21 protein-coding genes are annotated in these 13,011 nt (G+C 37.1%); 1 reads left to right on the top strand and 20 read right to left on the bottom strand.

The features are described 5' to 3' along the window. Positions 1-42 precede the first annotated feature (42 nt). From purC to comA, 3 genes are all read right to left on the bottom strand, one after another. A complete protein-coding gene (gene purC / locus OC529_RS09655; RefSeq protein WP_262082024.1) occupies positions 43-750 on the bottom strand; it encodes a phosphoribosylaminoimidazolesuccinocarboxamide synthase in 708 nt (235 codons plus the stop codon). 169 nt (positions 751-919) lie between these two features. After that, a complete protein-coding gene (gene comB, locus OC529_RS09650) occupies positions 920-2,269 on the bottom strand; it encodes a competence pheromone export protein ComB (protein ID WP_262082023.1) in 1,350 nt (449 codons plus the stop codon). Between the two features lie 12 nt (positions 2,270-2,281). After that, a complete protein-coding gene (gene comA, locus OC529_RS09645) occupies positions 2,282-4,435 on the bottom strand; it encodes a peptide cleavage/export ABC transporter ComA (protein ID WP_262082022.1) in 2,154 nt (717 codons plus the stop codon). A 25-nt stretch (positions 4,436-4,460) separates the two neighbouring features. On the opposite strand from comA, the gene OC529_RS09640 reads away from it, so the two are divergent. Beyond that, positions 4,461-4,652 carry a hypothetical protein gene (locus tag OC529_RS09640; protein WP_262082021.1) on the top strand — a complete coding sequence of 64 codons (192 nt, stop codon included), beginning with the start codon at positions 4,461-4,463 and terminating at the stop codon, positions 4,650-4,652. Between the two features lie 138 nt (positions 4,653-4,790). Here OC529_RS09640 and OC529_RS09635 read toward each other — a convergent pair whose 3' ends face one another. From OC529_RS09635 to OC529_RS09550, 17 genes are all read right to left on the bottom strand, one after another. Continuing rightward, entirely contained in the window at positions 4,791-4,979 is a 189-nt protein-coding gene (locus tag OC529_RS09635) for a hypothetical protein (protein ID WP_119942193.1), read from the bottom strand. A 496-nt stretch (positions 4,980-5,475) separates the two neighbouring features. Next, a complete protein-coding gene (locus OC529_RS09630) occupies positions 5,476-5,682 on the bottom strand; it encodes a bacteriocin immunity protein (RefSeq protein ID WP_173283045.1) in 207 nt (68 codons plus the stop codon). Between the two features lie 77 nt (positions 5,683-5,759). Then, entirely contained in the window at positions 5,760-5,939 is a 180-nt protein-coding gene (locus OC529_RS09625; RefSeq protein WP_173283047.1) for a hypothetical protein, read from the bottom strand. Positions 5,940-6,019: 80 nt separating this feature from the next. Further along, a complete protein-coding gene (locus OC529_RS09620; RefSeq protein ID WP_240147170.1) occupies positions 6,020-6,235 on the bottom strand; it encodes a bacteriocin immunity protein in 216 nt (71 codons plus the stop codon). 3 nt (positions 6,236-6,238) lie between these two features. After that, positions 6,239-6,406 (bottom strand): class IIb bacteriocin, lactobin A/cerein 7B family, encoded by a 168-nt coding sequence (locus OC529_RS09615; protein WP_001047582.1) that lies wholly within the window; start codon positions 6,404-6,406, stop codon positions 6,239-6,241. A gap of 236 nt (positions 6,407-6,642) precedes the next feature. Further along, positions 6,643-6,837 (bottom strand): class IIb bacteriocin, lactobin A/cerein 7B family, encoded by a 195-nt coding sequence (locus OC529_RS09610; RefSeq protein WP_000180815.1) that lies wholly within the window; start codon positions 6,835-6,837, stop codon positions 6,643-6,645. 34 nt (positions 6,838-6,871) lie between these two features. Then, positions 6,872-7,027, bottom strand: a complete 156-nt coding sequence (locus tag OC529_RS09605) for a hypothetical protein (protein ID WP_171039272.1) — start codon at positions 7,025-7,027, stop codon at positions 6,872-6,874. A gap of 11 nt (positions 7,028-7,038) precedes the next feature. Further along, positions 7,039-7,167 carry a smi_0059.1 family bacteriocin-like peptide gene (locus OC529_RS09600; RefSeq protein ID WP_262082020.1) on the bottom strand — a complete coding sequence of 43 codons (129 nt, stop codon included), beginning with the start codon at positions 7,165-7,167 and terminating at the stop codon, positions 7,039-7,041. A gap of 492 nt (positions 7,168-7,659) precedes the next feature. After that, a complete protein-coding gene (locus tag OC529_RS09595) occupies positions 7,660-8,706 on the bottom strand; it encodes a DUF6287 domain-containing protein (protein ID WP_050261356.1) in 1,047 nt (348 codons plus the stop codon). 29 nt (positions 8,707-8,735) lie between these two features. Next, positions 8,736-9,965 carry a CAP domain-containing protein gene (locus OC529_RS11800; RefSeq protein WP_173219500.1) on the bottom strand — a complete coding sequence of 410 codons (1,230 nt, stop codon included), beginning with the start codon at positions 9,963-9,965 and terminating at the stop codon, positions 8,736-8,738. A 198-nt stretch (positions 9,966-10,163) separates the two neighbouring features. Next, complete coding sequence (locus OC529_RS09580) at positions 10,164-10,751, bottom strand: recombinase family protein (protein ID WP_262082019.1); 588 nt, start codon at positions 10,749-10,751, stop codon at positions 10,164-10,166. Between the two features lie 618 nt (positions 10,752-11,369). Continuing rightward, positions 11,370-11,495: a PncF family bacteriocin immunity protein gene (locus OC529_RS09575; protein ID WP_007284823.1), complete on the bottom strand. Its 126-nt coding sequence runs from the start codon at positions 11,493-11,495 to the stop codon at positions 11,370-11,372. A gap of 2 nt (positions 11,496-11,497) precedes the next feature. Beyond that, complete coding sequence (blpU, locus tag OC529_RS09570; protein ID WP_173219511.1) at positions 11,498-11,728, bottom strand: bacteriocin-like peptide BlpU; 231 nt, start codon at positions 11,726-11,728, stop codon at positions 11,498-11,500. A gap of 192 nt (positions 11,729-11,920) precedes the next feature. Further along, positions 11,921-12,121, bottom strand: coding sequence for an SPPN_00645 family bacteriocin-like peptide (locus tag OC529_RS09565; RefSeq protein WP_001055966.1), 201 nt, complete (start codon positions 12,119-12,121; stop codon positions 11,921-11,923). 240 nt (positions 12,122-12,361) lie between these two features. Continuing rightward, positions 12,362-12,544, bottom strand: coding sequence for a class IIb bacteriocin, lactobin A/cerein 7B family (locus OC529_RS09560; protein WP_000435077.1), 183 nt, complete (start codon positions 12,542-12,544; stop codon positions 12,362-12,364). 110 nt (positions 12,545-12,654) lie between these two features. Continuing rightward, entirely contained in the window at positions 12,655-12,795 is a 141-nt protein-coding gene (locus OC529_RS09555; protein ID WP_001004581.1) for a hypothetical protein, read from the bottom strand. 11 nt (positions 12,796-12,806) lie between these two features. After that, positions 12,807-12,935 carry a smi_0059.1 family bacteriocin-like peptide gene (locus tag OC529_RS09550; RefSeq protein WP_000658219.1) on the bottom strand — a complete coding sequence of 43 codons (129 nt, stop codon included), beginning with the start codon at positions 12,933-12,935 and terminating at the stop codon, positions 12,807-12,809. Between the last annotated feature and the right edge of the window lie 76 nt (positions 12,936-13,011).

Raw genomic sequence — 13,011 nt, 5'->3', positions numbered from 1 at the left:
TTATTTCAGCTCTTGCAATGTTCCTAAACAGCCTTGAGACTGTTATTTCAATTCCTGCAACTTTTCCCAAACAATTTCGTAAACGTCGGTTAGTTCTCCCAATTCTCTACGGAAAACATCCTTATCCATATGGTTGCCATCCGCATCCCACAAGCGGCAGTTATCTGGTGAAAATTCATCTGCTAAGATAATCTTACCATCCTTGTCAAAACCGAACTCTAGCTTAAAGTCAATCAACTTAAGCCCAATCTCAGCAAACCAAGCCTTCAAGAGTTCATTGATACGACGCGTTTCTTCCTTCAAATAGACAATCTGCTGGTCATCCGCAATCTGTAGAAATTTCACATGCTCATCATTGATAAATGGATCATCCAAATCATCATTTTTGTAGTAAAATTCGACAATCGGAGTCTCAAATGCGATTCCCTCATCCACACCAAAACGTTTTGAAAAGGAACCAGCCGTGTAGTTGCGAAGTACGACTTCCAAAGGAATGATTTCCACCTTTTTATTGAGTTGTTCTGTGTCTGAAAGTTTCTCCACAAAGTGAGTCGCCACACCAGCCGCATTTAATTTCTCAAAAATAAAAGATGAAATCTGATTATTCAACACTCCTTTGCCCGCAATCTGCTCCTTCTTGACACCATTGAAAGCAGTCGCCTGATCCTTGTAAGTTGAAATAATAAGATTTTCATCCTCAGTTGTATAGATATCTTTAGCTTTTCCCGAATAGATCAATTGTTTTGACATTTTAAAGTTCGCCTTTCGTATTACTTGAGCACATTCTACCATAAAAAACCCAAAATTACAAGAATTTAACCGAATAAATGACGTAGTAACCTCAAAAATCATAAAGAAAAAACTGCAAGAAAAAGATTTCTCACAGTTTAAAAATCATTTAACTCTAAAAACACGAACATTACTCTTTGTTCAAAAATTGATCCAAATAATAACGTAGATAACTTTTCTTGCCCGTAATCATCTGTAGGCGACCTTCCACCCCGTACCGAAGTTTTTCAGCCTGCTCCGAAGTTAGATTAGTCTCCGCCTCGATTTTAAAGAAATTCCCTTTCTCAGTCTTGGTAGCTGTCGCATCAATACTTGTAATAGTAGAATCTAGGAAAAGTTGATTCTTGGCATCATGAGTCGTCGTATAACGAACAGAATCACCGACCTTGATCCTTGCTACATCTTTTGAACTTAGATAAGCTGTGAGTTTGGCTTTCCCTTCTTTTTCCAAGGACGGATAGAGTTGGGCTAGTAGGGCGCCTTCTGCTACCATGGTAGAATCACTGGTCTCAGAATTAAGATGAAGCACCCCATCCTCACTCGCCATAATTTTCCCCTTGTCTAAAAGATTTCCCTGTACCTTCTTACCTGACTCTGCCTCCAAGATTTTCTGGTCTAAAATAGTCAATTCCTGACCAATCTTTGCCAAGTGTTGGGATTTGAGAGACTCCAATTGACTGCTTAAGCCTGACGCATAGGCTTGCTGGGTACCTGAACCTGCATACTGGACACGGTAAGTAGCAAGACTAGATTCTAACTGAGAAAGCTGTGCTTCAACCTGCGCAACTGCCTGGGATTTAGCTTGGGGATTTTCCTCACTCTGAGACTTGTAGGACTGGTAGAGAGAGTAGGCTAGATTCTGACTGGCCAAGGAAGCACCTGTTTCAATAGCTGACTTAGCTGTTTGGTAATCGCGAATTTTAGCCTCTGTTTGGCTGATGAGGTTGCCGATTTCGGATTGGGTTTGGCTAGCTGCTGCATTCTGGGACGCGATGGTCTCATTTTGTTGCGATGTACTAGCCCTAAGACTACCTGCTTGGCTGATGTAGTCGCGAAAGGTGGCTTGGTAGCCAAATTTATCCTCCTCTGGAAAGTAATCCGTCCCTTCTTGCAGACTCTTTTGCAAATACTCCAATTGCTTTTTTTGATCCTTGAGCATATCCAACTGACTGGCATAGGACTCCGCTTGGACACCCTCTGCCCCTTCCTGGTATTGAACCAACAGTTCCCCCTTCTTAACCAGCTTATTTTCTTCCAAATGATTGACAAGAATACGATTATTGCTAGTTGACTGGATATTTGCAAGGATTCGACTAGGCTCAACAGTAGCTCTAGTAGACAAACTCATCTCCTTCTCTGCAAATGTTGCAAAGCCAAGTAAAAACACGAGCAGAAGGGACATGGGTACAATCACCCGACTGGAAAAATTATGATAACGACGGTTATAAAACTCCGCACTTTCTAAAAATTCTGGTTTCATCCTCTCCTCTTTCTAGCTATTCACCAAATGGGCGTAAAAGCCACCCCGTGCAAGCAAATCAGCATGCTTTCCTTCTTCGACAATCTTGCCCTGATCCAAGACAACAACCTTCTCTGTCCGCTCAGCAATGGTCAAGCGGTGGGCAATGAAAATCAAGGTCTTGTCTAAAGCCATGAGATTATCGACAATTCGCTTCTCAGTCAAGATATCCAAACTGCTGGTCGCCTCATCCAAAATCAAGACAGGCGCATCTGTCAAGAGAGCACGCGCCAGAGCAATTCTCTGACGTTGACCACCTGAGATTCCTGCCCCATCCGAAGTCAACTCTGTCTGGTAATTCAGAGGCATGCGCTCAATGTCCTCCCGAATCTCTGCCAATTCGACCGCCCGTAAGATATCCTCTTGAGTCGTCCCTTCCTTGGCCCCAAGGAGAAGATTCTCCAAAATCGTTCCGTTAAAGACATAGGGCTGTTGAGGCAGATAGTTGATATACTGACGCAGAGCCTTTTTATCAATCTGATTGAGATTGACACCACCCAGACTAATCTCTCCCTGACTTGGGTCGTAAAAATTAACCATCATCTTGGCCAAGGTCGTCTTACCTGACCCTGAAATCCCCACAAAAGCTACTTTAGAACCTTGGGGAATAGTCAAATTGATATCTGACAAGACGTCTCGACCATAACCATACTTGTAGTAAACCTGCTTGAAGTCCATATCTCCCTTCATCAAGCTCAAATCCTCAACCGTTTTCTTCTCCTCAAACTCAGAAGCTACCAGATAAACCTCATTCAGACGGTTATTGGCGACCTGCGCAGTCTGAAGTTTGGTTTGCAGATTGATGATATTTTCCAAAGGATTGGTAAAGTAAACAAGCAAGGTATTATAGGTAATCAACTGCCCCAAACTCATCTTGCCATCCATGACCAAAACAGCCCCCATCCAGAGAATGCCGACATTGAGCAAGAGATGGGCAACTTTTTTCAGAGCCTTTTGCTGACTCTCTGCCCGACTATAGGTAAAGGATTTTTTCAGATAATCCACAAATTCCTTGTCAATTTTTTGGTAACGCTGACTTTCACTGGTCAAGGACTTAATAGTCTCAATACCGTTGATGTCCTCAATGATAGAAGAAGACAGAACCGCATTGGCTTCCATGGTATCCCGATTCATCTTTTCAAACGGCTTCATAAAGGCAAAGATAATCACTGTGTAGATAGGAAGTGCCAATAAGGTCATGAAAAAGAGATTGGTATTTTGTGAAAATAAAACAAGAGAAATAATGACAACCGTTGACACATCTAGGAAAATCGAAAGAATGGTCGAAGCCAGCGCATCGATGATACTGTTAGCATCTGTGAAACGAGACACGATTTCCCCTGTCCTGCGTGTCGCAAAGAAGGACATAGGCAGGTGAAAAACATGCTTGATATAGGACAAAATCACATCAATCGACAAGCGTTGCCCCAAAACAAGTAAGAGATACTCCTGAGCGTAAGACAAAATCTGCTGAAGAATATAGACGATGACCAGCCCAATAGAAATAATCCCCAGCGTCGAACGCATCTGATCTGGCACATAGGTATCAATGATAGACTGCAGATAATAAGAACCCACAATGTTAATCAAGGTTACCAAGAGTGTTGCCAAAACGATATTGGCAATCAAGCCACGCTGCTTCACTAATATAGGGATAAAAGAGAGCAGGCCATTCTTTTGATCCTTATGAGGCTTATAGTCTGGACTAGGTGCCATAAAAAGAGTCACTCCTGTCCATTCTTCCGCAAAACGCTCACGTGGCAGTTTGGTCAATTTCACCCCAGGATCTGGATCGGCAATATGAATGCTATCCTTATCCTGCCCAGTCACCACATAGTAGTGGAGCAATTTCCCTTCCTTAAGCACATGGGCAACAAAAGGAAAAGTCAAATCTGGCAAGTCAAAAAGCGTCATATCCGCCTTAATTGCTCGCGTCTCAAAACCAATCTCCTCTGCCACCTTGACCAAGCCCAAAGCCGTAGTCCCATCCATGGTCGTCTTGGCCAATTCTCGCAAGTGAGCCAAAGAATAATAGCTACCGTAGTAGCCAAAAACCATGGCTAATGAAGCTACACCGCAGTCCATCTGATCCACCTGCGGACGATAGTGACGTTTCCCAAATTTCATATTCATCTCCTTTTCCTAATACTCAATGAAAATCAAAGAGCAAACTAGGAAACTAGCCGCAAGCTGCTCAAAACACTGTTTTGAGGTTGTAGATAGGACTGACGAAGTCAGCTCAAAACACTGTTTTGAGGTTGTGGATAGAACTGACGAAGTCAGTAACCATACCTACGGCAAGGCGACGTTGACGTGGTTTGAATTTGATTTTCGAAGAGTATAAACTCATCTGATAACAACTATCTTACCCCAATCCTCAAACAAAAACTGGACTTCCTTCCCAAATGCGCCTATCTCCCTCCCAAATGCACTTTTAGGATAAAAAAATAGGCAGAACAAACGTCACGCCTAAAATATATATTTATTTCTTTTTCTTCCTAATTCTTTTGTCAATCATATACAACACGATAATCGAAAACAGCGGTGGTACAATATAACTCTTTTCACTCATTGTCAGATGAAATCCCAGAGTTGCTAGTATCTTAAAGATGAAAATATTCATCAAAAATAGAAAAACAAATACTAAAAAATATTTTAAAATCTTATTCATTTTTTTCTTCAACTCTCCTAATTTCTATAACTATTTTATCAAAAATACATGTAATACTCAAGGAAAATCAAAAAGCAAATTAGGAAGCTAGCCGCAAGCTGTACTTGAGTACGGTAAGGCGACGCTGACGTGGTTTGAATTTGATTTTCGAAGAGTATAAAACTCCAAATAAACACCTCAACTACACTTTTTTTGGCAAAAAATAGGCAGAACAAACGTCCTACCTACTAAAAATATGCTATTGAAAGGAAAATGATTTTTTTCTGACACCCTAGGCAAGCTTGGGACAAATAAATCATTGATAGTAACCTTTACGACATCCTATTTAAAGTTACTTCAATTTTTAATGTCCCTGCTATTTCTAAGCCACCTATGGTATGATCTATTCATAGTCAGAATAGATTATACCGTTCTAAATTACGATTCATAGTTACTCCTTTTGTTGATTCGTTACTATAAGACACCTATTCCCTATAGAGCGTCTACTGCTTCAAATTTATCTATTCTTTTTTTCTTTACTTCTATATAAAAGAATGAAGACCATCATAAATAATGCAATCGTTGGTATATTGAAACTATCAAGCCAAGTAGGTAAAGATACTTTATTTATGTCAGCTACTAATCTGATGATGATATAAGACATTGAACTAAGTAATACCATGATTTCAGGCCAAACTTTCAGTATTGATTTAACAAATTTCATATTAAACTCCAATGTGATGCATTCTGAGATTCTAGCCTAGTCATTTTAGCACAGACTAACAAATCATTCTTAACTGCTCACTCTACTTGCTTTTTATTGGCCTTATATCCTAGATAAAAGAGCCCAAATAAAACGGGGTAAATTTCTGGATAAAATAGGGTATTGATTGGATTTTTCAAAATCAAATACGTTACGATGTAGATTATGAGCGATACGGTAAAATAACCCTCAGCAAAGCCTAATAAAAATGTTTTCATAAGAAACTCCTAATTACCTGACAAGAATGGCGGAAAAACGCTACCATTCATATGCACAAAATCCTTTTGATTCATGTTCTTCATTTATAGTTTTGATTATTTTTTGACAAATCTTTGCGAAAAATACCAAAATATGCTGAGAAAAGCAACCCAACTAAAGTCCCTTGCCAATTAAAGGATACTAACGAACCTGTACGAATCACATGAAGCGCGACATTAAGAATTATTCCCAACAAAGGAAATATAGTGGCTAGTTTAGGTAACAATGTATTGAGATTAAGGTTGCGACTGTTCATTATCTAACGCCCACGACGAGCAAAATCTGAACCAAATTTGTAACCAGCATTAAAAATTTGTACAGCAGCATTCAGTACTCCTGCAATCCCAACTGCTTCCGCAAGACCAAAACCACCTTTTGTTCCCACTAATTCATCGTCAGATAATTGATAAAATTGTTCTAAGTTCATATTCGTCATTACTCCTTTGTATTATATTTTATTGCTATGTAAATGATTAAAATGAGTATTGGATAAGTAAATACTTCTGAAATATCCATAAAATTTATACTATACTGTCCAGATAATATTTTATAGTCAATTAAAATTTGAACGATAGTAAAAATAATACGTAGCGATAACAATACCCCTAATAATATCACTTCTTTTTTTAAAAACATAGAAATGCCTCTCTGACTACAATCAGATTATGGTCTATTCGCATAATACCCCAAAGCTGCTCCTCCAGCAAAAAGCGCTGCTGCTCCACCTGCTACTGCTGCACCTATCTTCCAGATAGACACTCCGGCGATTACAAGAGGCAATGCTCCCCCATCCACATCCATCAACTCTTCTTCTGTAAGAGCTACAAAGTTCTGTTCCATTTTGTCAAAATTTGTCATCTTTTTTCTCCTCTTGTTCTATTTTTTCTAAATCTTATCTTCTAAAAAATGGGGTTCCAATAAATACACCGCGTAACAATAGACCTGTAATTAGACCCCGTTGATAGCTTTCCTTGCTACCACCCACCAGCAAAGCTAAGTCGCTCTCCTTTAATACTTCAATAGTATACTTATCATTCATTTCATTCATCTCTTATCCTCCTAAAAACCAAAACCTCTACGAAATCCAATGTACCAATCTACAAGGGTCTTCACCCAACTTTCTCCACCTTGAATATCGGTCAATTCTTCCGAAGTTAGCTCAACAAATCCGTAATAATGTTCTTTCATTATTTTATTCCTTTCTTTTTCTTCTCACTTATCTATTCGAAAAAAATTTCAAAAATGTACAACTAAATTAAATTTTATTTAAAAAATAATTTAATGAACCATGAATAGAAAATTGGCAGATACATAAAGCAAACTCCTTTCTTTTTCCTCTTACTTATCTATTCGAAAAGGAATTCGAAAATAAACAACTAAATCAAAATTTATTTGAAAAATAATTTAATGTACCATGAATAGAAAATTGGTAGATACATAAACCAGACTCCTTTCTTTTTCCTCTTACTTATCTATTCGAAAAAATTTTCGAAAATGTACAACTAAATTAAATTTATTTAAAAAATAACTCAGTCAACCATGGGTAGAACATTGATATAAACATGAACTAGGCTCCTTTCCTTTTCCTCTTACTTATCTATTCGAAAAGGAAGTCAAAAAAATAAGAATATCAGAAAATTTTCCGACATTCTTATTGATAAATTTGTAAGTCTATTAAAACTATTCTACCTTGTAAAAAAATCCCTCGGTACTACCATTGATAAGTTGGTGTCCAAACCATAAGCGGTCTTGTGTAATATCAGACGAGTCAGTATAGCCATTATCTGAAGAAGAGGTGACAGACATGGTTATAGGGATTCCTGCTGGTAAAAAGGCAATAGCTGCACCAGCACCTCCATCTTTAGAAACAGAATTTGCCTTAAGATAGTGGTCAATTTCTTTAGCATGTTCAATTGAAATTTTGGACTTATCACTTACTAAACCATTTTTGTCGAAAGTAAATTCAATACCTGAACGATTCCTCCAAGTTCCTGAGACACTAGAAAAATCTCCATTTTGAATTGCAGAAATATCCATCCCTTTACTTTCTGACGGAAAGGAAGATTCTTCACTTATGAGACTTGTGACAGATTTCCAAGAGAAAGATCTTATGTCAAGGGAAGGTGGTTTTGTGCCCAGTCCCTCTTCTGTATCTGATTCGATAACTAAGTCTAATCGTGTTCCATCCTGATTGAACTTGTATAGTTTAAGTTGGATTTGATTAATAGATACTCGGGTAGATAATTGGAAATAGCCATTTTCTAAAGGATTAAAATGTACTCGCTCTCCAATAAAGTCCAGATTGTTTTCTGCATTGGTCAGTCGAATAACTTCGTCATTTTTAAGAGTTCGAATATCTAATAAATCGTAATAGTTAGAATCCGTTTTAAGGGCAACCAAAAGTTCGTCCGTACCATTTTGGTCTAAATCATACAAGCTGTATTGTAGTCCAGAGTATTCTTTAGGATAAGTATTTTTTAAGTTTGCTTTTGAATTGAGCTCTTTAGGTGAAGCTGATGAATCATCTAATACTTTGGCATATTCTTTAAGGACAGGATTATATAGGGTGTAATCATTTTTCTTCTCTTCTGATGTGGAAGTAGGCGAACTGCTACTAGAAGTAGTTGTTTCAGAACTTTCTGAGGAAGTGTTTTTACTCTGAGGTTGGCAAGCTGTTAAAATGGAGATAGCTAAAATACTGATACTGAATAGAAATAATTTTTTCATATGTTTAATCTTACAATTTGAAATTGTTTTTATACCCACTCACCGTTGTAATTGACACGATAACCGTCAGGTGTAGTTGTATTGATTGCGAGTGCACCAGAGCTATAGGCATAGTACCATTTACCAGATACCTTCATCCAGCCTGTTTTCATAGCCCCTGAGCTATCAAGATAATACCAGCTACCATTATCTTTGAACCAACCAGTCTTCATAGCACCTGAACCGTCGAGATAGTACCACGTGCCGTTGTCTTTTATCCAGCCAGTTTGCATCCAACCTGAACTATCGAAGTGATACCAGATATTATCTAATTTTGCCCACTGATTGTAAGGGTAAGACCCATCAAGTTGCATAAACCACCAACGAGAGCCCGATTGTCGCCAAAAACCCATACCCCTACCAATATCTTGCATTTGAAAAAAGAAACCTGGTTTATTAGTCCCGTTAGACTTACCTTGTTTTGTTTTCTTACTGGTATGAGTTCCGATAGCCTTCAAATCTTTGTCAAAAAGATTCGCCTTGGTCGCAAATGTTTGAATTTGAGAAGAATCGACTTCTGTGTATTGAATGGCTTTTCCATAACCGCCAGCTAATTCTTCAGAGCCACCAGATGCTGTTCCGAAACTTTGTGCAATGGTAATCCAACTATTTTTAGGATTCTCAAAGGCTGCAAGTCCCATATAAGTTAATTCTGGATTGATTAAGGATTCGTAGTGTCCAGTTTGACCAGAGACACTTGCCCCACTACGAGATTTAACATAATCGGCTTTTTCCTCATACCATTGATTAATAGCTGTCATAAATCCGTCATAGTTCCAAGCCAAGTTTTCTGCTAGGGAGAAATTTCCTGAAGACCAGGCACTCCAAATATCTTTATTAGATAAACGTTTATGATGCCTGGTTACAGAAGCTTCTGCTGCCCGAACGAAGGCTGTTTTTTCTAGTTCAGTTGACCATTTGATCGGAACATAGCTAGTAACTAGACCTTCATCTGCTGCCTCTTTTCGAATAGCATTGATACGATCTAAGATAGCCTGTTTATCTGGCGTTAAGAAAGTCCCTTCAATCCCAACTAGAGTAGTACCAGAAGAAGTACTAGTGACCTCAGAGTTTAAGATATTGTAGGATTGACCATTGATTGCTTGAGTGGAAACCAGCCTATCATTAGCAGCTACTGATTGTGATGTAACAATTCCTACCCCAAGAAGTGATAGAGCTGAAATCGTTGCAAGTGTGAACTTTTTAGCTTTGGTGTCCATTTCGTGTCCCCCTATTTTTATTTATTGTAAAATAATCAGTTTGTCCTAAAATCTAGACTTTTTTGGACAAACTTGATAAAATGAAAGTGTAATAATAATTGGTCAAAATGCTGGATTTTAGAACCTTTTTTCTAACGAAAACGCTTCTAAAATAGACTGTATTTTCTGTCCAAAAAATCCTAGGTTTTTTGACAAGAACTATGAATTTTTTATCCAATTATGAAAGGTGCTTTTTGATACTCCTAAGATGTCTGCACCTTCTCGTAAGGTTATTTCTTTTTTCTTATATTGAGCTATCACATCAGGGAAATTATTCGGGACAACCAATTTTGGTCTACCGAATTTCTTCCCTTTTTTCTGTGCTTCCCGTATTCCTTCCATTTGTCTTTGTTTGATTTGTTCTCTTTCAAACTGTGCCACATAAGATAGGACTTGTAAAACGATATCGGAGATTAGTTTTCCTGTGATATTATCATTGCTATTCTTTGTATTTAATAAAGGGAAATCTAAAACAGTTATATTTACTTTCTTTTTCTTAGTAATTGCTTGCCATTGTTCTAAAATTTCATCATAGTTTCTTCCCAACCTATCAATTGATTTAATAACCAATTCATCATTTTCTTTCAAGGTAGTTAATAATTTTTGATATTCCATTCTGTCAAAATCTTTTCCTGAAACGTAATCAATAAAAATATTCTCTTTTGATAATTTGTTTTCTACTAAGGCTGAAAATTGCCTATCAATATTTTGTTCTTTTGTAGATACTCGAACATAACCGTAACGCATAAAAACTATCCTTTTTACACTTATTGTAAAATATAAAAGAGGGCAAAATGCCCTCAAGGAGTAGTGTATTCAATTTCTAGCAATTATATATTAGTTCAAGCTACTTCATCAAGACTTAAAAGTATGTAAAAAATCACAAACTAAGACCTTCTTCATTCCTTTTCTTCAACTTTCCTAATTTCTATACCTATTTTTTTTCAAAAATACATGTAAAACTCCAAATAAACTCCAAACGATATAAATAAACACCTCAACTGCACTTTTTGGATAAAAAATAGGCAGAACAAACGTCCTACCTACTAAAAATATGCTATTGAAAGGAAAATGATTTTTTTCTGACACCCTAGGCAAGCTTGGGACAAATAAATCATTGATAGTAACCTTTACGACATCCTATTTAAAGTTACTTCAATTTCTAATGTCCCTGCTATTTCTAAGCCACCTCTGGTATGATCTACTCCTAGTCAGAATAGATAACACCGTTCTAAATTACGATTCATAGTTACTCCTTTTTTTGATTCGCTACTGCAAGATTCCTATTTACCTGATAAGAGGAGAGATGGTACTCTTTACATGTGCAAGATAATTTTGAATCAGATTCATCATTTATCGTTTTGATTATTTTTTGACAAATTTTTCTGTTTTCTTCTCCGAAGACTTTAAAAATTTTTTTCTAATTAAATCATCCATATAAGGACCAAATATACCAACTACTAAACCAATAATAAAACTTTTAAAATCCATAATTACCACCAACATGTCGCTGCATAGGCCACACCTCCAAGTATAGCTCCTCCCGCAGCACCAGTTGCTGCACCTTGCCATGTTCCTGTTTTAATTCCTAGCTGAAGACCTCGTGCTGCTCCTCCTCCAACACCTGCTTTGGCAAAATCTCCCCAATTGCATCCGCCACCTTCAAGGCAAGCAAGCATCTCAGTATCCATAAGTTCAAATTGTGACATCGTTTTTGTATTTATAACGAATACCTCTTTTTTATTTTTAATATTTGTCTTGTTACAAACTTGATAAGTTTGGTATAGCAGTGTTTATTAAATTGTTTCATCTAAATCTTGAATTACTGAAATAATCATTCCCTGTATTCCTCTTATTTATCTATTCGAAAACGAATTCAAAAATATAATATATGATATTCATTTTAATAAACTATATTAATAAAATGCATTGTAAACATTTCGCCCAAATGATCTACCAGCATTATAGATACCACCGAAAAATCTTCCCGTACTATCAATCACTTTGTGGACATCGATGTTAATATTACCTCTCCATGACACTCGACCACCCTCTACTGTTGCCAAATCTTTTTCTGTAAGACTTGTAAATTTTTCTTCAATTTTTATCATATTCATTATGTCTGTTCCTCTTTATCTATAATTTTTTATTAAAACAAATAATTGTAAATTGTTTCGCCAAACTTCTGCCCCGCCCAATAAACCGGTCCTAAAAGTAATGTCCCTAAAGCATAAATCCCAACTACTCCAACTATGAAAATGAATACTTTTACAGGAATTGACTGCAAACTGTAAAAATTCTCTACCCTAGTAATCCAACTTTCTATTATGCGTTCCATTAGCGCTCATCCTTCCCTGTTAACGTCCACGACGCTTAGCATGTGCTCCTGAAGCACCATCTACCGCACCCAATAAAAATGTTCCTGCAATTGCGACTCCTCCAACTACTACCAGACCAAATAGCAAGCCTCCTTCTACATCGGCCAATTCCTCATGACTCATTACATGAAAATTATTTTCCATATTTTTAATTTGTTCCATCTTATTCTCCTTTTTTGATTCTTAACAATTGAAAAAGGTAGTTATTTGTATTTCCTTTTTCATATATTCTGTTCATTGTTGTAGGTAAGCTTCACTCTCTAAATATTATCTTAGAATCCAAATAATGCACGACGTAAAATGAACCCCACCATTAAACCATGTTGGTAACTTGCCTCACTACCACCCACCAGCAAAGCTAAGTCGCTCTCCTTTAATACTTCAATAGTATACTTATCATTCATTTCATTCATCGCTTATCCTCCTAAAAACCTAAACCTCTACGAAATCCAATGTACCAATCTGCAAGGGTCTTCGCCCAATTTTCTCCACCTTGAATATCGGTCAATTCTTCCGACGTTAGCTCAACAAATCCGTAATAATGTTCTTTCATTATTTTATTCCTTTCTTTTTCCTCTTACTTATCTATTCGAAAAAAATTTCGAAAATGTACAACTAAATTAAATTTT

Source organism: Streptococcus sp. Marseille-Q5855, from assembly GCF_946901985.1.
Classification (GTDB): domain Bacteria; phylum Bacillota; class Bacilli; order Lactobacillales; family Streptococcaceae; genus Streptococcus.
This window is presented reverse-complemented; position numbering and strand designations above follow the sequence as displayed.